Origin of the sequence: Dorea sp. 210702-DFI.3.125 (assembly GCF_020560945.1) — a bacterium.
GTDB lineage: Bacteria > Bacillota > Clostridia > Lachnospirales > Lachnospiraceae > Dorea > Dorea formicigenerans.
Map to the genome: position 1 here is coordinate 17,861 of NZ_JAJCNF010000008.1, position 22,791 is coordinate 40,651.

General features: G+C 41.4%; 20 protein-coding genes and 1 riboswitch. Of the genes, 2 read left to right on the plus strand and 18 right to left on the minus strand.

The features are described 5' to 3' along the window. The first annotated feature begins 129 nt into the window (after nt 1-129). Nucleotides 130-1,200: an Rpn family recombination-promoting nuclease/putative transposase gene (locus LI164_RS05475; RefSeq protein WP_117682994.1), complete on the plus strand. Its 1,071-nt coding sequence runs from the start codon at nt 130-132 to the stop codon at nt 1,198-1,200. 97 nt (nt 1,201-1,297) lie between these two features. On the opposite strand, the gene LI164_RS05480 is transcribed toward LI164_RS05475, so the two are convergent. The 5 genes from LI164_RS05480 to yedE all read right to left on the minus strand — a co-directional run bounded on the left by LI164_RS05480 (nt 1,298) and on the right by yedE (nt 5,335). Beyond that, complete coding sequence (locus tag LI164_RS05480; protein WP_227086862.1) at nt 1,298-1,843, minus strand: hydrolase; 546 nt, start codon at nt 1,841-1,843, stop codon at nt 1,298-1,300. Between the two features lie 78 nt (nt 1,844-1,921). Then, on the minus strand, nt 1,922-3,328 hold the full coding sequence (locus tag LI164_RS05485; RefSeq protein ID WP_227086879.1) for an FtsW/RodA/SpoVE family cell cycle protein: 1,407 nt from the start codon (nt 3,326-3,328) through the stop codon (nt 1,922-1,924). Further along, on the minus strand, nt 3,312-3,647 hold the full coding sequence (locus LI164_RS05490) for a PadR family transcriptional regulator (RefSeq protein ID WP_005330690.1): 336 nt from the start codon (nt 3,645-3,647) through the stop codon (nt 3,312-3,314). Before LI164_RS05490 ends, LI164_RS05485 begins: the two co-directional genes overlap by 17 nt. A gap of 310 nt (nt 3,648-3,957) precedes the next feature. Then, the gene (locus LI164_RS05495) at nt 3,958-4,161 is read right to left on the minus strand and encodes a sulfurtransferase TusA family protein (RefSeq protein ID WP_005330688.1); all 204 of its coding nucleotides are present in this window, start codon (nt 4,159-4,161) and stop codon (nt 3,958-3,960) included. A 73-nt stretch (nt 4,162-4,234) separates the two neighbouring features. Beyond that, the gene (gene yedE, locus LI164_RS05500) at nt 4,235-5,335 is read right to left on the minus strand and encodes a YedE family putative selenium transporter (protein WP_005330685.1); all 1,101 of its coding nucleotides are present in this window, start codon (nt 5,333-5,335) and stop codon (nt 4,235-4,237) included. 395 nt (nt 5,336-5,730) lie between these two features. Here yedE and LI164_RS05505 point away from each other — a divergent pair, with 395 nt between their 5' ends. Then, the gene (locus LI164_RS05505; protein ID WP_005330680.1) at nt 5,731-6,957 is read left to right on the plus strand and encodes an argininosuccinate synthase; all 1,227 of its coding nucleotides are present in this window, start codon (nt 5,731-5,733) and stop codon (nt 6,955-6,957) included. A gap of 93 nt (nt 6,958-7,050) precedes the next feature. Here the strand turns inward: LI164_RS05505 and LI164_RS05510 are convergent, their stop codons facing one another. From LI164_RS05510 to LI164_RS05570, 13 genes are all read right to left on the minus strand, one after another. Beyond that, nucleotides 7,051-7,515 carry a signal peptidase II gene (locus LI164_RS05510; protein ID WP_040015242.1) on the minus strand — a complete coding sequence of 155 codons (465 nt, stop codon included), beginning with the start codon at nt 7,513-7,515 and terminating at the stop codon, nt 7,051-7,053. A 3-nt stretch (nt 7,516-7,518) separates the two neighbouring features. Next, a complete protein-coding gene (locus LI164_RS05515; protein WP_005330671.1) occupies nt 7,519-7,806 on the minus strand; it encodes a hypothetical protein in 288 nt (95 codons plus the stop codon). 19 nt (nt 7,807-7,825) lie between these two features. Further along, a complete protein-coding gene (locus LI164_RS05520; RefSeq protein WP_227086863.1) occupies nt 7,826-9,637 on the minus strand; it encodes a S8 family peptidase in 1,812 nt (603 codons plus the stop codon). 100 nt (nt 9,638-9,737) lie between these two features. Next, nucleotides 9,738-11,168 carry an ATP-dependent Clp protease ATP-binding subunit ClpX gene (clpX, locus tag LI164_RS05525; protein WP_117660366.1) on the minus strand — a complete coding sequence of 477 codons (1,431 nt, stop codon included), beginning with the start codon at nt 11,166-11,168 and terminating at the stop codon, nt 9,738-9,740. Nucleotides 11,169-11,186: 18 nt separating this feature from the next. Beyond that, a complete protein-coding gene (gene ligA / locus LI164_RS05530; RefSeq protein ID WP_227086864.1) occupies nt 11,187-13,148 on the minus strand; it encodes an NAD-dependent DNA ligase LigA in 1,962 nt (653 codons plus the stop codon). Beyond that, the gene (locus LI164_RS05535) at nt 13,102-13,842 is read right to left on the minus strand and encodes a pseudouridine synthase (RefSeq protein ID WP_117657757.1); all 741 of its coding nucleotides are present in this window, start codon (nt 13,840-13,842) and stop codon (nt 13,102-13,104) included. The genes ligA and LI164_RS05535 overlap by 47 nt, the downstream gene beginning before the upstream one ends. A 29-nt stretch (nt 13,843-13,871) precedes the next feature. Then, nucleotides 13,872-16,208 carry a DHHW family protein gene (locus LI164_RS05540; protein ID WP_173794062.1) on the minus strand — a complete coding sequence of 779 codons (2,337 nt, stop codon included), beginning with the start codon at nt 16,206-16,208 and terminating at the stop codon, nt 13,872-13,874. Continuing rightward, nucleotides 16,195-17,205 (minus strand): hypothetical protein, encoded by a 1,011-nt coding sequence (locus tag LI164_RS05545; RefSeq protein ID WP_227086865.1) that lies wholly within the window; start codon nt 17,203-17,205, stop codon nt 16,195-16,197. Before LI164_RS05545 ends, LI164_RS05540 begins: the two co-directional genes overlap by 14 nt. A 90-nt stretch (nt 17,206-17,295) precedes the next feature. After that, on the minus strand, nt 17,296-17,769 hold the full coding sequence (gene ribE / locus LI164_RS05550; RefSeq protein ID WP_005330655.1) for a 6,7-dimethyl-8-ribityllumazine synthase: 474 nt from the start codon (nt 17,767-17,769) through the stop codon (nt 17,296-17,298). A 25-nt stretch (nt 17,770-17,794) separates the two neighbouring features. Next, a complete protein-coding gene (locus LI164_RS05555) occupies nt 17,795-19,012 on the minus strand; it encodes a bifunctional 3,4-dihydroxy-2-butanone-4-phosphate synthase/GTP cyclohydrolase II (protein ID WP_005330652.1) in 1,218 nt (405 codons plus the stop codon). A 39-nt stretch (nt 19,013-19,051) separates the two neighbouring features. Continuing rightward, a complete protein-coding gene (ribE, locus tag LI164_RS05560) occupies nt 19,052-19,717 on the minus strand; it encodes a riboflavin synthase (protein WP_005330649.1) in 666 nt (221 codons plus the stop codon). After that, the gene (gene ribD, locus LI164_RS05565) at nt 19,699-20,826 is read right to left on the minus strand and encodes a bifunctional diaminohydroxyphosphoribosylaminopyrimidine deaminase/5-amino-6-(5-phosphoribosylamino)uracil reductase RibD (RefSeq protein WP_173794068.1); all 1,128 of its coding nucleotides are present in this window, start codon (nt 20,824-20,826) and stop codon (nt 19,699-19,701) included. The genes ribE (LI164_RS05560) and ribD overlap by 19 nt, the downstream gene beginning before the upstream one ends. Before the next feature lie 180 nt (nt 20,827-21,006). After that, nucleotides 21,007-21,121, minus strand: a riboswitch (FMN riboswitch). A 91-nt stretch (nt 21,122-21,212) separates the two neighbouring features. Continuing rightward, on the minus strand, nt 21,213-22,580 hold the full coding sequence (locus LI164_RS05570) for an MATE family efflux transporter (RefSeq protein ID WP_173794064.1): 1,368 nt from the start codon (nt 22,578-22,580) through the stop codon (nt 21,213-21,215). Nucleotides 22,581-22,791 lie beyond the last annotated feature (211 nt).

A 22,791-nucleotide genomic window follows, 5' to 3' on the forward strand; every position in this document is an offset into this window, starting at 1 on the left:
CTGAATTTTTGACAAATCCCTTTTGTATAGAATTTATTTTCATTCAATTTCTATATTGTCTTTTTATACTTACAATGTTAAAATATATTCAGAAAGTTTTTAGTTTACATTTGCTCAGAGAGGAGCGCTATGGAAACTACCAACAAGACAACTGAACATGGGGTACACAATTCAAAGATTCATGACAATGCAGCCAAGATTGTATTCGGAGACTCGACACTCTGTGCCCAATTTCTAAAAGGATACACGGATATTCCTTTTTTCATGAACATAAAGCCAGAGGATATTGAAGACGTTTCTTCACATTTTATTCCTTTATTTCAGGAATCCCGTGATTCTGACATTGTGAAGAAAATTCAGATTGAAAACACAGAGCTTTATCTGATTGCACTTATTGAACATCAATCAGAAGCAGATGCTGACATGTCTTTCAGACTGCTCAGATACATGGTTTATGTCTGGACTGATTACACTGCCACACAGGAAAAGTTACATCCTGGAATTACGAAATCCAAAGATTTTTTATATCCGCCAATCCTGCCAATTATTTATTATGAAGGCACGGGACAATGGACTTCTGCATTACATTTTAAAGACCGGGTATTCATGAGTGATATCTTTGAAGAATTCATTCCAGATTATAAATATCTAATCGTTCCTTTGAATAAGTATTCTCAAGAAGATTTAATTGAAAAAGGTGATGAACTCTCAGCTATTTTCATTCTTAACAAGCTCAAGAGTTCCTCTGATTTCAAGCATTTAAAAGAGATTCCAGAAGACTACTGGAACCAATTGACACAGAATACACCACCACACATTTTAGAGCTTATGGGCTCTGTATTTTCAGCATTTCTTCATACAATCAATGTCCCTGCTGAAGAAATCAATGACCTTACAGACCATATTACAAGGAGGCAGTTCCATATGATGTTTGATTCTTTTGAAGCATATGATGTACAGGAGACCCGGCGCATCAGCCGTGAAGAAGGGGAACGTGCTGGCCGTATTGAAGGCGAGCAGCTCTACTTAATCAAACAAGTTATTAAAAGGATAATCAAAAACTTTTCTGTTTCTCAGATAGCTACTGATTTGCTGGAACCGCTTGATACTATTCAGCCAATCTATGACCTTGCCATGAACCAGGCACCTGATTTTGATGCCGAGAAAATTTTAAAATTATTACATACAGGAAAAATATAATTTACTATCTATAGCAAAAGAGGAGGCAGCACTCATTTTTTTGAATACTGCATCCTCTTTTAACCTCTTAAATTTCCTATATTTTAGTATTTCTTCTCTATTCCTGAAATGTTTTCAATGCATCGATGGTTCTTTGAATCAGATCATCCAGGGTCCATCCAAGCATATCTGCTCCTCTTTCTATGACTTCTCTTGAGCATCCAGCCGCAAAATTCTTGCTTTTATATTTCTTTTTTACCGACTTTAGCGTCAGATCCTGCACGCTTTTCGATGGGCGCATAAGCACTACAGCTCCAATAAGCCCTGTCAGTTCATCTACTGCATACAACACCTTCTCCATCTCATGCTCTGGTTGAATATCAACCGTAATTGCATATCCATGACTTGCCGTCGCATGAATAACACGTTCGTCGACTCCTCTCTCTCTCATAATTTCCTGAGATTTGATACAATGCTCTTCTGGATATTTTTCAAAATCCAGATCATGTAAAAGACCTACAATTCCCCAGAATTCTTCCTCTTCTCCATATCCTAGTTCTTTTGCAAAATAGCGCATCGTATTCTCTACTGTCTGTGCATGCTGCAAGTGAAATTCGTCTTGATTATATTCTGTTAATAGTTCCCAGGCTTCCGCTCTCGTCATATCAGGCATCTCCAATCTTTCATATACTTTCTTTTCCTATATGTTTTATATGATATATGCCTTTTTCTATATTGTCAACTAATTTTTCACGACGTTGGTATTCCGGTACACGGACAACAATATTCCCATATAAAAGTAAGTAATCATCATGGTCATATTTCCATGAGATAAAAATGGCATATAATTTCCGCTAATCGGATAAAGTCCTGCATTTACTCCAATATAGAACAATGACTGTAAAATCAAAAATATTACACAGCCGATGCTGAGCATATATCCCAGGCGATTCTTCTGTTTTACCGCCATTCGAAGCAATAGAGCCATAAATACCGCAAATACTACAACCAGAAAAACTCCTTTTACATTTCCCAAATAATGGAACAGGTATGTCCAAATATAATCATTTCTTGCATAATTATAAAGCGTGACAGCTTCTACTTCTGTGGCACCATTATATGGATCCGTTACTTCTAGTTTCCCGGAAGACTGCGACTCATGCCATTTACTTGAGTTTGGATCTTTTGCAGCATTTGCTACGTCTGCAACCGCACCTCTTGTATAATCCCAGTGTTCTCCGGTAATTAAAGCTTCCAGTCGATGTACCTGATAATCTGTAACGAAACGTCCATTACACCAAAATGTTATTCCGGACATCAGTAGCAGGCAGATTCCAATCACACCCCACATCCTGGTCAAAAATTTCTTTTTATTTTCTCCAAACCAGCCCTTACAGACCGCCACATGCAGTAAGACCAGCCCTGTAATTCCTGTAACAACTGCAGATGACATAAATGGTATCATCAAATCGGTAAGTACTGATATTCCAAGACACACGGTACTAATGATCAGTCCTTTCGTTCCTTTTCTGCGGAAATGATAAATTGTCCCTGCGTAAAAGGGAATGACCAGATAGGACAATAACATCTGAACTATACTTCTGCCATTGACCATCGGTCCAATCCACATTGTTTCATCAAAAAAGAGCTTACTAACTATAGAAAAGACTGCCGGTATCTGCATGACTGCCCAAATTGGAAATGACCACTTTACTAATATAGAATAATCCAGATAACAGATTCCTAACATGACCGCAATTCCTATTAACATTGCACTCCAAATTCCGCCATACAAAAAGTTATCTTTGAAAGCTTCCAGTGTACTCATATTCATTGTTGGAAAAGACGAAGTAACTACCGCCTGTAGGATCAGTCCCATAATACTAATAATTAAAATCGCCATCAGAACTGTCCATTCCATCTTCGGGCGGTGCACCCGGTCAAGCTTCACGCCTGCCTCCACTGGATCTCCCATCTCCACTACAGCCATCGACTCGGCTTCTTCTTCACCTAATCCATGAGCCATGAAATCCTGTTTCTGGTCTTCAATATGTGCTTCTACTTCCTCCGCGACCATGGTTCGCGCACGCTTTGTACGAATCTGTTCCGTCAAAGATTTCAAATATTCCTGTCTATCCAAAGCATACACCTCCCAGAACATTTCTCACTGCTCCGGCGTATTCTTTCCATTCTTTTTCTTTTGCCCGGAGTTGCTTCTTTCCTTCTCTTGTTATGGAATAATACTTTCTTGTCTTTCCACCCGCTTCCTGCTCGTAAGACTTTACAAACTCCTTTTCCTCCAGTCCATGAAGGAGCGGATATAATGTTCCTGCTTTTAACTCAAATACATTCTCTGACTTCTCCCTCAAAGTCTCGATCATCTCATAACCATACATGTCTTTCTCTTCCAGAAGCTTAAGAATCAACATCATCGTGCTTCCGGACACCAGGCTTTTATCTACTGCCATTTTATACCTCCCCTTTCTTTTTCAATTCAGAATCTTTTTAATCAGTTCTGATTTTTGCATTCATATCTACCCTGCCGACACATCTTATCCGATATAACTGATATAAATTGACTTTCATCATTAAAACAATGTTTTATATCGGCAATCGATATATCGGTTATCTATATAGTATATCGACAATTGATATATGTCAAGCATTTTCTGTAGATAGATATGTGCGAGATATGTGCAAAGATATATGCAAAGAAGCAGCCGTTTTCACGACTGCTCCTGAACTTCCATATGCGTCTGATGCCTAAATCAGGAAATCTTATTCAATGACGATTTCAAACTCGTCCCCAACTTCCTTTGATGTTGGTTTCTTTCCCTGACTCTTTGCATATTTTTCAACATTTTCTTTCTGTACCGGCTCACTTACCAATACTTTAATTGGACCTTTTTCATTCTTCAGAGCCTCTGCTGTCAACATGATCGGCTCCGGGCAGGAAAGTCCTCTTGCATCTACTTCTACCATATCTATATACTCCTTTCAGACATTATTTTCAGCTATTCTGTTGTAATTATTTCATCTGAATTTCTTTCTGTTCTTATTTCTTAGCTGTCTCTCTCTTGCATGTAAATGCTATGATGAACAGAACTACGATGCAAAGAATACATGCAACTTTTCCGTTAGTTGGAACTGCTCCGGCTACAACAGCTTTTGTCTCCGGGTTAAGTGCTGTTCCACTTGCTGCAAGTCCGAAGTTGTGGCAGATTGCTGCTCCTACGAACATTCCAATTACAGTGACTCCTGAATCAGAAGATCCCTGTCCTGCAAGGATTAACTGACGAAGCGGGCATCCACCTGCAAGAACTGCTGCAAATCCAACTGTATACATACCAAGGATATTCCACAAGTGTTCAGAATGTGCAATAACTCCTGGTGTGTTAAATCCTACTACAAATTTTCCTGTTGCAATATTGAAGATCAGCATTACAACGAAAAGTCCGCCAATAACAGATAATAAATCAAAGTTCTTCATAATAATGACATCACGGATTCCACCTGCAAAGCACATTCTTGATTTCTGAGCCATAGCTCCGAAGATCAGGCCTCCTACAAGAGACATAATGATTGGTGCGTGTAAGCTTCCCGGACCAGCCGCACTTACTTTCAAAAGTGATGTGCATGTTGCAAGAATCAGAATTCCAACAACGATGACCGGAAGTACTGCTCCACTTGCTTTTGTTGTTGCCTGTGCTCTTCCAAGGCTGAATCCCTGTTTCAGAGCAAATACACCAGTTGCTACTCCAAGAATAAATCCGATAAGTGCTACCCATGCATTTAAATCACCGGCTGACATACGAAGTACCATACGAAGTGGGCATCCCAAAAATACGAGTGCTCCGATCATAATGATCACACCAAGTACAAAACGAATCATCGGTGAAGATCCACCTGTAGAGCGGAATTCTTTTGTCGCAATTGAAATAATAAATGCACCAAGAACCAGACCGATAATCTCTGGTCTTGCATACATTACTGCTTCAGCCTGATGCATCCCCATTGCACCAGCTGTATCACGGATAAAGCATGCGATACAGAATGCCATATTTGCCGGGTTACCAAAATATGCAAGACATGCTGCTACAAGTCCGCATATCACACCTGCCAACGCAAGTGTTTTCTTTGAGCCTGTTAAATTCATATTTTTTCCTCCTCCAATAACATAACTCTCGTCTTTAGATTACAACTTCTATTTTAGTTTCTTTTTTTCGACACGTCCAATTGATAAATGCATTAAATCCCTTATATTTATTGTTAATGTTTATACGTATTACATATCGTATTAATAGGGTTAGTGCTTATATTTTTTCTGTATTTTCTTTATTTTTCTTGTATTTACTATTTTCTTCCTGTTTCTTCATTTATACAACCCTCTGTTTTTATACATTTCCAATGCATATTTTGCATATTAAAAAGATTTTTCCATTTTTCTCTTGCATATTTATGAATTTAGGTGTATAGTATGATTTGCGATTGCAAATAAGATATTTTCTTATTAGAATAGAAAGTAAATGATACATTAGGAGGATTTCGAAAATGAAAGAAAAAGTCGTATTAGCATATTCAGGCGGACTGGACACAACTGCTGTTATTCCGTGGTTAAAAGAGACATTTGGCTATGATGTAATCTGCTGCTGCATTAACTGTGGACAGGGCGAGGAGTTAGATGGTCTGGAAGAAAGAGCAAAGATGGCTGGTGCTTCCAAATTATACATCGAGGATATCATTGATGATTTCTGCGACAACTACATCATGCCTTGTGTAAAGGCTCATGCAGTATATGAGAATAAATATTTACTCGGAACAGCTATGGCTCGTCCGGCAATTGCTAAGAAATTAGTTGAAATTGCAAGAAAAGAAGGTGCTGTAGCAATCTGCCACGGTGCTACTGGTAAAGGAAATGACCAGATTCGTTTCGAGCTTGGTATCACAGCACTTGCTCCAGACATCAAGATCATTGCTCCTTGGAGAATGACAGATCTCTGGAAGATGGAATCCCGTGAAGACGAGATTGCTTACTGTAAAGCACATGGTATCGACCTTCCATTTGATGCCAGCCACAGCTACAGCCGTGACCGTAACTTATGGCACATCAGCCATGAAGGTCTTGAGCTTGAGGATCCTTCCTGCGAGCCAAACTATGAGCATCTGCTCGTACTTGGTGTTACACCAGAAAAAGCTCCAGATGCGGGTGAATATGTAACCATGACATTTGAAAAAGGTGTACCGACAAGTATAAACGGACAGCAGATGAAAGTATCTGAGATCATCATGAAGCTTAATGAGCTCGGTGCTAAGCACGGAATCGGTATCTGCGACATCGTAGAGAACCGTGTTGTAGGTATGAAATCCCGTGGTGTATATGAGACACCTGGCGGAACAATCCTTTACGAGGCACATCAGCAGTTAGAGGAGTTAGTTCTTGACCGTGCTACAACAGAAGTTAAAAAAGATATGGGAAATAAACTTTCTCAGGTTGTTTATGAAGGAAAATGGTTTACACCACTTCGCGAGGCAATCCAGGCATTTGTTGAGTCAACTCAGGAGTACGTAACAGGAGAAGTGAAATTCAAACTTTACAAAGGTAACATCATCAAAGCCGGAACAACTTCACCGTACTCACTTTACAATGAGTCTCTTGCAAGCTTCACAACTGGTGACCTTTATGACCACCACGACGCTGACGGATTTATCAATCTGTTCGGACTGCCGCTTAAGGTTCGCGCTATGAAGCTTCAGGAAGTAAAGAGCAATAAGAAATAATTCTTGAAACCATACTTAAAATAATCATAAAAAATAGTGTGTAGATTATCTTTGCAATGACCTACACACTATTTTTATTTAAGAACGCTTTTTCTATCTTCGAAATATCTTCGCTACGCCTGTCACTGCTGCCCCAATTACTACATACACATCTGCCAGGTTCGCGGTGAGTCTTCGAAATCTGCTGTTTTTCCACTGGATTCCGATATAATCAATGACTTTTCCACGAATCAGTCTGTCATAGGTATTACTGATTGCACCGGCTGTCAAAAATACCATGCCGAATTTTCTGAGCCATTTTCCTTTTTTGAGAAAGAGCCATGCATCATAAATTGCAAGCCCGGCACACAAGATACCAGATGTCTTTCTCACCAGCTCCGGCTTCTTATCCAGTGTATTAAAACAGAAGCCTTTATTATAAACCTTCCGGAGCACAACTTTGTCCAGAATTGTCTCCCGTTCTTCCTCTTCTTCAAAATTCTCCTCGATGTACTGCTTAATGCCCATGTCCACGCACACCAGCACAACAAGAAGTCCTCCTGCTGCCATCAATAACATCTGCTATACCTCCTGAATCTTGCGTATCTCCTCCTGGCACTGTACTGCTTCTTCCTCTCTCTTTTCGATTGATTCGCACAGGGCAATGTACTCTAAGTCCGCCACTTCTCCTGCTTTGAATTTTTCATAAATCTTCTTTCCGATTTCGATGTAATCCCTTTCATTGGCACGATCCAGAGAACGAATCTGGCTTTTGATACGTTGCACTTCCAGGGTATCTTCCGTCTTCTTTCCAAAGTCCTCTGCTACGTCTGAAATTTTCTTTCCTAACTGCTCAAAAAAATCTGCCATATTGTACCTCTCCCATCTGTTATAATCTTCTCAATCTGTCCAGCGATTGATACAGATCCATCGTTCCATAGCCCCACTGTCGGTTCGGAAATTCTGAAAATGTGTTCTGCTGTGCTCCTAATATGATAATATTTGCCACCTGACTTGTGGTAACTCCTGCCGGAATCGGCTGGTTCAAAATCCATTCCATGATCATTGCACAGGCTCCGGCTGTGATTCCCGTTGCCACACTGGAACCGCTTCGCCTTACAAATGTTCCATTTACCCCTGCTCCCAAAACCTGGACTCCTGGAACTGCAAAATCAGGTTTTATTCTCTTGTCTCTAGTATAACCTCTGCCAGAATTAATATCAACACTCTTATCTGCTCCCCTGTAATAAGCAACCGTGATCGGATCATCGGTATTCGCAGGCTCTGTCAATGTCACGTCCGGACTTGCCTCCAAAAAATATACATTTCCATCGAGAAACTCCCGCACAGGAAGCCAGATGTGAAACTCTCCATCTGCACGCCCCAGCGACTGTACTCCTATCTTCCAGATACCCTGTGCCGGATGATCGAATTTCAAAAACAAAAGCTGGGATCTTCCATCCCGCAAAAACAACTGGTATTCCACATCCACAACCGTCTGCTCAAAGGGAAATGTAAGCTGATAGCGACTTCCCTGCCGAATAGAAATCACCGGACTTCTCTCCCCAGACGGAGATATAAGATACGCTGTCACAATATTGGGAATGGTCCCCCATAATTCTGCTACAAATCCCGTATTTCCACTTTCGACACGCATTTCCACTTCCTGAACCTCTCCTACCTGATTCAGTTTTCCCTGAAAATGATGTCGTTCATTTGCCTCATTTCCTCCTCCGATAACCACGCACCGATCTACCAGTCTGGAATAGCTTCCGAGAATCCGCGACAAACTGGACATTCCATTATGTCCGCCAAGATTCGTTCCAAGTGCCACACACATAACAAGGGGCTTCTGTTTTTTCAGTGCCAGAAGATGCAGATACCGAAGTCCCTGCACAATATCTGTCTCCTGATAACACACTGCCTTCTGTCGTATTCCATAAAATTTTCGCAGATAATCTTTCGCTTCTTTTAACTTCACTACTGCAATTTCAGCCTCTGATGCCGCCCCGGTAAAACCTTCCTGGATATTTTCTCCACCTGCTGCCACACTTGCTAAAAATGTACCATGTCCATTTTCATCGCTTACTGGCACAATTTCCTTTGGATTGTCACTTTTCAGTGCCTGATTAATCTGATTATTCGTATACTCACTTCCATATGTAAATGTATCCGGTGGTTGACCGTTCTGGTCAGTCTGATCCCATATCGCCGTGATTCGACTGCTTCCATCTATGTTTCGAAAGATTTCATTTTCATAGTCTATTCCTGTATCCAAAAATCCAATCATAATTCCTTTTCCTCGAAGATTAAGACCCGGGTAATTCTGAAGCACACTGATTCCTGTCTCATTCATAGCTTCCATATCCAACAGTGCATAGCAATTTGGAATGCTGTTATAACCATAAGCCGCAATGCTTAGTTCTTCCCCTAGACTTTGATCCACATATGCTACACGATAGCCAAAGCCAAGGCTCTGCACACAAATCTGGCTCTTGGGATAGACCAGTTCCTGAGCTAACCGGTAATTCGGGATAATAAAATCCCGAAAATCCTGAGAGAGGATTTTTTCACGGCATGAAGTATCTTCTGTCTCTTCCTCCTTCTGCTGTGTTGCTATCACTCTCTCCTTCAAAACATTGCTTTTTGTATTTTTTTGTGTCTTTAGCAACGTATTTATTTCTCCACAACTATCATTCATAAAAAAGAAAACACCTCGTATACTTTTCATATGTATATGAGATGTTTTCTAATTTTATTATTTGGCATTATCTTCTATATTTTTATAACTGCCTTACTATCTATGCCTGACTTTCTAATCTCGGTACTTCCTGCCCTCTCAGCGTGATAATCGGACCACCAGTATTTTCTATGTACTCCTGTGTAATCGTCACTTGACCGATGCTGTCATCTTTCGGGATTTCATACATGATATCCAGCATAAATTCTTCGATAATCGCACGAAGGGCTCTTGCTCCTGTATCCTTCTCCATCGCCTTTTTCGCAATTGCACGTAATGCACCTTCTGTGAAATCGAGCTTCACTTCATCCAGTGCAAGAAGTTTCTGATACTGCTTCAGAATTGCATTCTTTGGCTCCTCCAAGATCTTCACATACATATCTTCTGTGAGTCCCTGTAATGTAAAGACTACCGGAAGTCGTCCCAGGAACTCCGGGATCATACCAAAGTTTCTAAGATCTTCTGTTGTTACCTTCTCAAGAATCTTCTTATCATGATCATATTTATCTTTTAGATCTGCGCCAAATCCAATTGCAGACTGCTTTGTAAGTCTCTCTTTGATGATGCCGTCCAGATCCGGAAATGCTCCTCCACAGATAAATAAAATGTTCTTTGTATTAACTGTTGTGAGCGGAACCATCGCATTTTTACTATTAGCTCCAACCGGAACTTCCACTTCGCTTCCTTCTAAAAGCTTCAGCATTCCCTGCTGTACGGACTCTCCACTAACATCACGCTGACTCGCATTTTTCTTTTTTGCAATCTTATCAATCTCATCAATAAAAATGATTCCCTGTTCTGCTTTTTCCACATCGTTATCCGCTGCTGCCAGAAGCTTGGATACAACGCTTTCGATATCATCTCCAATATAACCTGCTTCCGTCAGAGATGTAGCATCTGTAATCGCAAGCGGCACATCCAGAATTCTTGCCAGCGTCTTGACAAGATAGGTCTTACCGGAACCTGTAGGTCCGATCATCAGCATGTTAGATTTCTCAATCTCAATGTCGTCCATGGAATCCGTTGCCACACGCTTGTAATGGTTGTATACAGCAACAGACATCACTTTCTTGGCATATTCCTGTCCGACTACATACTCGTCCAGGCTCGCCTTGATCTTATGCGGTGCCGGAAGGTTATGAATGTCAACGAGCGGCGTTGCCTCCTCGCCTTCTTTTTTCTTCTTCACGCGCTGCTGCTTTGGAATCTGCTGGCTCATATCATCAATATTTAAGAACTGAACTCCCGGCATATTCATAAGCTGGCTATAATCAATCGCACCACCGAAGTTCATATTATTCATAGCATCAAAACTCTTTTGCATACAGTCATTGCACACACACATATTGTTCGGAAGATTGATCATCTTTCCAGCCACACTCTCTGGTCTGTGGCAGACAAAGCAGACTTTCTCATATTCATCATCGTTATGATTGTCATTGCTATTATTATCGTTGTTATCAATTGTATCTACATAATCCTGTTCAGACATGGTTCTTTCCCTTCTTTCCTACTTTTGTTCCTCTACCATCTTAATGAACTGCTCCTCCGAAATAATCGGAACTCCCAGTTCGTTTGCTTTTTTATTCTTTGATGAAGTCGATGTCACATCATTATTGATTAGGTAATTTGTTTTGGAAGTGACAGATCCCGTAACTTTTCCTCCCAGGCTCTCAATCAGTTCCTTGACCTCTCCCCTGTTTGCAAAGTGTTCCACACTCCCGGTAATAACAAAGTTCACTCCGGCAAAGATCTGTTGACTCTCTGATTCTTCTTCCTTTGGAATCTCAAGCTCTGCAATCAGTCGCTTTAAGCTTTCTACATGCTTCTCATCCTGAAAATAAGTTACAAATGCGCCGGCAAGTACTTCGCCTACTCCCTGAATCTCTGCAAGTTCTTCTGCAGTAGCATGAATCATACGATCCACATCACCGGAAAATTCTCTGCAGATGACCTTCGCATTTGCAAGACCAATTCCCGGAATTCCAAGTGCATAGATAACTTTCGGAAGTGTCGTCACTTTTGCTTTCTCCACATTTGCGATCAGGTTCTTGTAGGATTTTTCTCCAAAACCTTCCATCGTCTGAATCTCTTCCTGCCATTTATCCAAATGGAAAATGTCTGTGAATTCCTTTATAAATCCACGGTCAATGAACTTCTCCAGCGTTGCCTCTGACAATCCCTCAATATTCAAAGCATCACGGCTTGCAAAGAGTGCAAATGCTTTGACATGCTTTGCCTGACATTCCAGATTGGTACAATACAGTGCTTTTGCATTGCTGACCTGGCGAATCTCTGTCTTGCCGCCACAGACCGGACAGACTTTTGGAATATCTTTCACACCACTTCTTGTCAGATTCTGTGCAATCTGCGGAATGATCATATTCGCCTTATAAACTTCAATCTCATCCCCCACACCAAGTTCCAATTCTTCCATAATACTGATGTTGTGGACACTAGCACGGCTCACTGTCGTTCCCTCCAGCTCCACCGGTTCAAAGATAGCGACCGGATTGATGAGTCCTGTTCTAGATGGACTCCACTCAATCTCCAGAAGCTTTGTCTGGCGAATCTCATCAGCCCATTTAAATGCAAATGAATCTCGTGGAAACTTAGACGTCCGCCCCAGTGATCTTCCATACGCTATATCATCATATACTAACACAAGTCCGTCGGACGGGAAATCGTTCTCGGCAATTTTTTCTGAAAATTTAATAACTTCCGCCTCTACTGTGTCTCTTATTACTTCGTGGTATTCTACTACTTCAAACCCCTGCTCTTTCAGCCATTCCATCTGACAGGCTCTGGAATTGTGGAAATCCACATCTTTTGCACTGACCAGTGTAAATGCATAGAATTTTACATTTCTTTTTGCTGTAATCTCACTGTTCAGCTGGCGTACAGAACCACTGCAGAGATTACGCGGATTTTTATATTTGGCTTCTGCTTCCTGAATCTGTTCATTAATCTTCTCAAAATCTTTATAGCCGATCACTGCTTCGCCGCGCAGTATCAGCTCACCTTGATAGCTGATCTGAAGCGGTACATTTTTAAAGACTTTTGCATTGTTTGTGATGACCTCGCCTACTTCTCCATTTCCACGGGTGACTGCCTTAAAAAGATGTCCGTCCCGGTAAGTCAGAACAATGGTAAGTCCGTCCATTTTCCAGGACATCAGTGCCTTCTGATCTCCCACAAAATTCTTTAATTCCTCTACATCTTTCGTCTTGTCCAAAGAAAGCATTGGGCTTTCATGCCGTTCTTTTGGGAGTTCACTGACCACTTCATATCCGACTCGCACCGTCGGACTGTTGGAAAGTGTGATCCCAAGCTCACGCTCCAGTTCCTGAAGTTCATCATAAAGCTTGTCGTACTCATAGTTGCTCATGATTTCTTCTGCGTCTTGATAATATGCTTTTGATGCTTTATTTAAAAGCTCCACCAGTTCCTTCATGCGTTCCTGCCTGTTCATATAGCTTCTTTAACTCCTGTCCTTCTATTTTTCGCACTGCTCCACTCTTTAAGCTTCCCAATTCTACATTCATAATTCTTATTCTCACAAGCTTTGTCACTTTATATCCAAGTGCTTCGCACATTCTCCGGATTTGACGGTTCAGCCCCTGTGTCAGAATAATGGAAAATGTGTACTTTCCAATCTGCTTTACCTCACATGGTCTTGTTACCGCATCCAGATTCTTTTCCACGTCCTGTATATGCACACCCTCTGACATCTGCCGCACAAATTCTGAAGTGATTTCTTTATCCACGCGAACATGATATTCCTTTTCATGATGATATCTCGCCCGCATCATACTGTTGATCAGTTCTCCGTCATTTGTCATAATAAGGAGGCCTTCCGAATCTTTATCCAGTCTTCCTGCATAGGTCACCCGCACCGGATAATGCAGGAAACGTATGATATTATTTTTCACTTTCATATCCCCGGTACACACGATACCTGCCGGTTTGTTGACTGCCAGAACAACCTTCTGTTCTGCACCCTGGATCACTTTTTTCCCGACACAGATTTTCTGCTCCTCTGACACTTTCATGCCCGGTACAGCCCGTACGCCATCCACCGTCACACGTCCCGCCTCTATGAGACGGTCTGCCTCTCTTCTGGAGCAGATACCTGCCTCACTGAGGTATTTATTTAATCTTATCATTTACTAACACTCCAATTACTTTACAGTTCCTATTCTGCCTTATCCGTTGTCAAAATACTGCTCAGCTTGTCATCCTGTACAAAATTATTGCAATCGTACAAAAACAGCACACTTGTAATTTTATTCTTATCTAACAGATCCGACACATGCTTCTGATAATAATCTGCATCTACCACGATGATCTCCCTGTAATATGGAATTAAAAATGGAATCATACAGTCTGCAAAGGAATCCTTCACCAGAAGCAGCCGGTCCGTGCTGTCTGCTGTCGTGCGGATATCTATTTTATCATAATCTCCACCGAGAAATACTTCATACGCATCAGGTTCGTCCAGTTTTGTACGGTCATAAAGCTCTGCTGTCTTTATGCCCTCAGACTCATAGCTTGCCACCATCTGCGTGTTATCGGAAGCATTTTCCGTTAAATATGCGTATATCGGTTCACGGTATCCGCTTTCAAATCCACTTGTTCGGGAAAGATTTCCACTGAAATCACCGGTCACTACATAAGGTTTTAAAGCCGGTGCTTTCGAAGTGTCAAGCCCCAGATCTGAAGCAATCTGCTGCCATACAAGACTAGCTCCAAGCGTTGTCCAGCGGGAATCTGTGTGATAATAAATTTCCTTATCTTTATTCGCATTTAGAACACCTTGTGCATCAATCCAGTTCACACTGTCTCCAAGCATGCTCTGAATCTGTGCAATCTGCACTGTCTGATCTTCCACCGGAGCATAAGAAGGAAGCTTATCTGCCCATACATTTGCAGCGTCCGGAATCAGTGCCATATACATCGGCACATCGGAATAAGCCTCGGCAAGCGCTGTAATCGCGTCCACATTTGCCTGAACCTTCTTTTCATCCAGCTTATTAATATCCGCCAGAAGATACTGGTTCTTTCCTCGGTACACACCGTTCACGTCCCGTCTTCCAAGAACTGTATCCAGTTTCGCCTGGGTATCTTTCACCGTCTCTTTGAAAAATGTCCTTCCTGCTCCTGTCACATTCACAAGACACAGGATCATGATCACGGCTGCGAATACAAATACTGCACTTCTGCCTCTCTCCAGACGTTTTTTATTTTTTTCTTTTTTATCTTTCTTTCCAAATACCAGAATCTTCTTCCAGATAAGATTCGGAAGTGGTGTACTTGCAAGAAATGCCACTACAAGAACGAACACATTTCCAAGGAAAAGGTATCTTCCCATGATACCAATCACATCGCCTCCGCCAAATCCAAACATCACTTTCAGATAACCAAATGACGCTGCCGGTGTTTTACCGAAGAAAAATACCCAACCAAGTGCTGTAAAAAACCATGTATAAATCTGTCCAAGCACAGGTGGTAATCTCTTTAAAAATGGCAGTGCATAACGCTCCACGATCTGCCAGAATGCAAGGTAGATACCCCAGAGCAATCCACCTGTGACCGTTACCTGCCACGGTGCATTCTTCCACATACCTGCATACCAAAGTCCCATCAGAATTCCGGATACAAGTGTTCCAAGCCAGCCGCCCCAGAGTGGTTCACAGATGTAATCCCAGAACCATGCAAAAACAGAGCTGTTAAAACGTCGTACAAATGTTGTTATGTTACGTGCTACATATGGATAGCGGAAATTTTTCTTCACATCAAATCCAAGCATTCTGCAAAGTCCCACTGCCATATCACAATATCCACTGAACGCAAAGTAAATCTGGAACATGAAGGTTGCACATCCCAGCCATGCACCAAACACAGACAACTCGCCTGCCTTCAAAGACATGATCTTGGTGAATGAATCTGCCAGGTAATCTGCAATGATAACTTTCTTTGCAAAACCACATACAAATAAAACAATTCCTTCGCCAGCCTTTGCCCAGGACAATTTGCGAGTCTTTAATTCCTTTCGGATCTGCGGATATTTTACGACCGGTCCTGCCAGGAACAACGGAAACATTGCTATGTAAACTGCAAAATCCAGAATACTTTTCTGAGCCTTTACATTTCCCCGGTGAATCTCAATCAGATAAGAAAGCACCTGTAAGATGCAGATTCCTATTCCGACCGGCACTTCCGAAATAAAGCCCACGCGTTGTCCGATAAATGCAAAGAACACATATACTATAATATTGATCAGTATGCTTCCAGCAAATAACTGCTCCGTACTCCTTCTTCTTCGCATGTAGCCTTCCATCTGAATTCCCACAGCATAATTAAACAATATAAAAAATGCCAGAACGACCAGATTGACCGGGGCTCCCCATGCAAAAAAAACTGCTCCCCCTGCAACCAGGGCAATGTCTTTTATCTTTCCCGGAAGCAGATAATACAATATGAAAATAACTGGTAAAAATACACATATAAATGCGATACTATTGAATAACATAATTTCTAAACGCTGCCTCCAGAATTTTATTAATACAAGCCTCATAATAGGCTTTTGTCATTGTACTTCCGTCCTCCCCATAATAAGAAGCGTCCGTAAGATCTGTTGTGTCTACATATTTCACTTTTTCTTCCTTACAAAGAGCCTTCAAAGCTTCATTGTATGAAGTTACATCCAGCGCGGTACTCATCTTGGACAAACTTCTATCATCTGATGATGTATCACTATTGCTCTTAGAATCTGTGCTGCTCTTAGAATCTGTACTGCTTTTAGAATCTGTACTGCTCTTAAAATCCGAGTTGTCAGTTGTATCTTTAGCATCTGAATCTGAATCAGTATCTGAATCTGAATCAGTATCTGAATCGGCTGAACCTGTCGCATCACCTGTACTTGTCAGTGACAGGTATGCCGGGATACTGCATACATAAACTTTCGTATCCGGCAATGCTGCTTTCACCTGCTCAACAAAGCTTTTGTAATTCGCTGCAAATGCATCCGCTGTCTCTCCACTGACTGCTACATCTCCTCTTCCGATACAAAGGATAAGCTTCTGTGGTGCAGTCTCTGCTTCTGTTACGGCTGTCAAAAGCTCATTTAATCCGGAACCTTCCGCATCGCTGACCGTTGCTCCATCCTTTGACTTCACCTGCGACTTACTCAAGATGTCATTCTGTCTGAAGCCAAGTGCAGTACTGTCGCCAAGCACAATGCAGCCATCCATTTTTTCTTTTGCAGACTTTGCTTTCCACGCTGCCGCCTCATCTGCTTCTGTCTGCTCTAATTCCTGAATCTTGGCATCAATCTTCTGAACATTGGCATCTTCCAGTTCTGTCAGTTTCTTTACTCCTTCTGTCGCATCCACTCGCGGATTCATCATTCGCGTTCCAATAATCAGCGCACCGATCAAAAACAAGAGGATTACTGCAACAATCGCAAAACGAAGCACTTTATCCGGCTCCATTTTTTCCTTCATTTTTTCTTTATTCTTTTCAAACATTTTCATTCTCCAATAAACAAATAAACTATGTACATCTTTAAAAAGACATACATAGTTTATTTTACTTTGTATAAGAATAAAAGTCAAATTTTATAACTGTTTTATCAGATTCACCATCTCAATTGCTGATAACGCACAATCATAACCTTTATTGCCAGCTTTACTTCCGGCACGTGCAATTGCCTGTTCAATATTTTCTGTTGTAATGATTCCAAATAAAACAGGAATACCTGTTGCAAGCTCGATCTGTGCAATTCCTTTTGCTGATTCGTTACACACCAGATCATAATGAGATGTATCTCCACGAATAACTGCACCTACACAGATGACTGCATCGTACTTTCCTGACTGCGCCATTTTCTGCGCTGTAATTGGTATTTCAAATGCTCCCGGCACCCATGCTGCTGTAATATTTTCTTCTTCTACACCATGTCTCACAAGTCCGTCAACAGCTCCGCCTAATAACTTATTGACAATAATTTCATTAAATCTGGCTGCTACGATTCCGACTTTCATTCCCTCTGGTGCTACTACTTTTCCTTCAATTACCTGAATCTGTTTCATGTTCTTCTTCCTCCTGCATTCTTTTTTATAATTGTATTTCTTTGAAAATGTGTCCCATTTTTTCCTGTTTTGTTTTCATATAATTCAGATCATATTTTTGTGGCTGGATCTCTAATGGTACTCTTTCCTTAATTTCCAGTCCGAAATCCTGAAGCCCATAGACTTTATCCGGGTTATTGGTAAGAAGTCTTAAGGATTTCACGCCCAGGTCTGATAAAATCTGAGCTCCGACCCAGTACTCTCTGAGATCTGGGGCAAATCCCAGTTGAACATTCGCCTCGACTGTATCATATCCACGTTCCTGAAGTTCATATGCTTTGATTTTATTGATCAGTCCGATTCCTCTTCCCTCCTGTCTCATGTAGAGAATGATTCCTCTTCCCTCTTCCTCCACCTGGCGCATTGCCGTCTGAAGCTGCAATCCGCAGTCACAGCGAAGAGAACCAAAAGCATCTCCGGTCAGGCATTCTGAATGGACTCTGCAAAGTACATTTTCTCCCTCCCCGATTTCTCCTTTTACCAAAGCAAGATGATGCTCTCCTGTAATGTCATTCACATATCCATGAATCTTAAATTCTCCATACTGTGTTGGAAGATCTGCCACCGCCTCTTCTTTTACATGCTTTTCATGAATTCTTAAATAATCCTGCAAATCTTTGATTGTGATAAATGTAAGATGATACTTATGAGCCAGCTCCCAGAGTTCTGATGTACGCATCATCGTTCCGTCTTCTTTCATGATTTCACAACATACGCCACATTCTTTCAGCCCCGCCAGTCTTACAAGATCTGTCGTTGCTTCTGTGTGACCGTTACGCACAAGTACACCGCCTTTTTTTGCCACCAGCGGGAATACATGGCCCGGTCTTCTGAAATCTTCTGGTCTTGATGTATCATCCACACATTTCATCATTGTATATGCACGTTCTGCTGCCGATATACCGGTTGTTGTATCTACGTGATCAATCGATACCGTAAATGCTGTTTCATGATTATCGGTATTTTCTGAAACCATCTGTGGAAAATTAAGCTTTGCTGCCAGTTCTGCACTCATCGGCGTACAGATCAGTCCCTTTGCATGCGTTGCCATAAAATTAATATTTTCCTGGGTCGCAAACTGAGCAGCACAGATCATGTCTCCTTCATTTTCTCTGTCCGGGTCATCTGTAACAAGAATGATCTTTCCATCTTGTAAATCCCGGATTGCCTCTTCTACTGTATTATATTGATACTTTTGTTCCATCTGTTCTTCCTCCGTTATTCTTTTTCTGTTGCTGTATATTTAAAATCCAAATTCTTCCAGAAACTCCATTGTAATTCCTGTCTTTTTCTCATGTTCCAATTTGGACTCTTCTTTTTTTCCAATCCCCATTAATTTTTCTACATATTTTCCGATTATGTCATTTTCCAGATTCACAAGATCTCCGGATGCTTTTTTCAGAAGTATCGTCTCTTCCCCTGTATGTGGAATGACTGATACCTGAAACCCTTCATCATCTACCTTCGCAACCGTCAGGCTGATTCCATCGATGCAGACAGACCCCTTTTCCACGATCAGATCTAATATCCGCTGTGAAGTTTTAATGGATACCCAGACTGCATTTTCCTCTTGGATCATTGACCTGATAACTCCTGTTCCGTCAATATGACCGCTCACAATATGGCCTCCGAATCTTCCATCCGCTGCCATTGCCCGTTCAAGATTTACATAACTTCCAATCTTACAATTTCCAAGACTGCTCCTTCTGATCGTCTCTGCCATGACATCTGCCGTAAATCCGTCAGGCTGCAGGGAAGTGACTGTCAGACATACTCCATTTACCGCAATACTGTCTCCGATTTTCGTACCTTCCAGTACTTTTGCTGCCTTCACCGCCAATACCCCTGAATTCCCATTCAACTGAATATAACGGACTTTTCCCACTTCTTCTACAATTCCTGTAAACATAATTCCTCCTGTTCTTTTCTTAAGACCTGACAGGTAATTTTTAGGTCTTCTCCAATCTGGCAGATATCTTTGAACTTTAGTACCGCTGCCTGAGACGGAAGCTCTATCCCAATTCCATCCACCGGAGTCCGGCTTCCTGCTCCGCCAAAGATTTTTGGTGCAATAAATGCCTGCACCTCCTGGACAACTCCGGTCTGTAGTGCACTGTCATTTAAAGTTCCTCCACCTTCCAGTAAAATGCTGTCGATATTTTCTTTTCCCAGATACTCCATCAAATGCTTCAGATTAACATGTTTTTTCATATCCGGACAAAATACGGTTTCCACTCCCATTGTCTGCAAAATTTCTTTTTTCTTCTCTACATTCTCCAGATCTGCATAGGCTACAATCGTCCGGTACTCCCTCGCACTTTTTACAATCTGGCTGTCCAGTGGAATTCTTAACTTACTGTCACAGATAATCCTGACCGGACTTTTAAGCCCTTCTACCCGGACATTCAGCATTGGATCATCAGCAAGTACCGTTCCTATCCCGACCATGATTCCCATATACCGATGACGCATATACTGTACTTCTCTGCGTGCGGCTTCTTGGGTGATCCATTTTGAAGCTCCTGTCTTTGTTGCAATTTTTCCATCCAGCGTCATTGCATACTTCATAACTACGTATGGTGTTTTGGTCGTTATGTAATGAAAAAATATTGGATTTAATTCATCGCATTTGTCCTTCATAAAATCTTCCACAACCGTTACACCGGCATCTCTTAATATCTTTGCTCCCTTTCCTGCCACTTTCGGATTTGGGTCTCTGGATCCAATCACTACTTTTTTTATCTTCTGCTCTAAAATTGCTTCCGTACACGGCGGAGTCTTTCCATAATGACAACATGGTTCCAATGTAACGTACAGCGTTGCCCCTTCGGCTGATTCAGTGAGAGAAGCAATTGCATTTCGTTCCGCATGCAACTCTCCGCATCTGGCATGATAGCCTTCGCCGATAATACGTCCATCCTTTACGATGACCGCTCCGACCATCGGATTAGGATTCGTCCATCCTTCTCCTTTTTTTGCAAGTTCTATTGCACGTTTCATATAATCCTGGTCTGTCACATACATTCCTTCTTTCTTTTTATCTTAGAACAAAACCCCTGCAGATGATCTACAGGGGTTTTGTTCACTGGTACTTTAATCACAACTTCATGACTAATTATCTGCGAAAGTAAATAAGCTCTGAAATGGTCTACCATCTCAGAGCCTCGATACCGCATTCATAACTAAAACTATATGTACCGTCTTCTTCTCTCATCCAGACTATACTGTCGGCTTCGGAATCTCACCGAATCATGCCTCTCGGCTCGCGGGCTTTACCGCCGGTAGGGAATCTCACCCTGCCCTGAAGATTTCTATCTTTTTTTGTATAATAATACTTTATTGCTTATTTGTAAAGAATTTTTTGACTTTTGAGAATTATTTCGCAAAAATCCATAAATTTCGCTTTATTTTTCACTGCATATTTTGTTGAAACACTTTTTCTTCTTCCAGAAATAATACGGTATTACGAATAGAAGTGTTCCTCCCCATGCAATAGGATAACTGATCAGCAAAATCTCCACCTTATGATAAATCGGAGTCAGAATCATAACCCACGGGAGTCGTATTAAAAACAATCCTCCAAATGTAAATATCGTAGGCCACAATACATCTCCGACTCCGCGAAGTCCACCGTCCAGGTTTTCAAGCAGAATGCTGAGCAGATAACTCGGCACCAGAAACCGGAGCATATACACACCTATGTCGATCACCTTCGGATCCGTTGTGAACATGTGATACATTGGCTCACAAAATGCATACAATGTAAAGATGATCATACCTGTAAATACATAAGAAATACCAACGTTTACCCGGATACTCTTGTATACCCGGTCCCACTTACCTGCGCCATAATTCTGTCCGACAAATGTTGTGACCGCCGCTCCCAATGCACTGGATACTGTCCAGAAAATCAAATCTAATTTTCCATAAGCCGCCCATCCTGCTGCAGTATCCGTTCCAAAGCTATTGATTGATGCCTGAATGACTACATTGGTCACTCCATAAGCGCATGCCTGCAGAGCTCCCGGTATACCGATTTTCAACTCTCTTTTTAGAACACATGCTTCCATGCGAAGTTCTCTAAATTGCAGTTTCATAGAATCATAGTCTTTTGTCAAAGACCAGGTCACAAGAAATGCGCTGACACACTGGGAAAATACGGTTGCCAGTGCTGCTCCTGCAATTCCCATTTTTAATATAACTACCATGAATATATCCAGACCTATATTCAGTACGCAACAGACCACCAGATAAAGAAGCGGTCTTTTGGAATCTCCGACTGCTCTCATGATCGCCGCTCCCATATTATAGACCAGCGTAAATAAGATTCCCATAAAATAAATGCGTAAATATGTAGTTGATGATGCCATCATATCCTGTGGAGTGTTCATGATCTTAAGCAGCCATGGTGTCAGCACTGCTCCCACTACAGATATTACGAGGCTGACCACAATGGAAAATAAATATGCAGTATGAAGTCCTGTATGCAGTCTTCCTTTGTCTTTCGCTCCGTAATACTGCGCAATGACAACTGCCGCTCCATTTGCCAGTCCATTAAAAAATGTAACAACAATCGTTGATAAAACAGCCGCCGGACCGCCTACGCTGGCTAATGCCGCCTTCCCCACAAAACGTCCGACGATAATCGTATCCACGGTTGTATATAATTGTTGGATTAAAGTTCCCAGCATGATCGGGAAGAAAAATATCAGAAGCTGCTTCCAGATAATCCCCTCCGTGATCGTATTTTCTTCTATTGTCTTTTTCCCCAAGTTTTTTCCTCTCTTACCTCATTGTTTCTGTATATCTTTTGCAAATCTGCGCTTATTTTCAGCCAGCACATATCCGCAAACGGCATTATGCCTTCCCCAAGTCTATGTCATATAGAAATATATTATACTCGATTTAAAATTTATTGAAAGGCTTTTTTTAAAATTAGAATTATAATGCTACAAAAATTATGCTATAATATCTCTAATAATT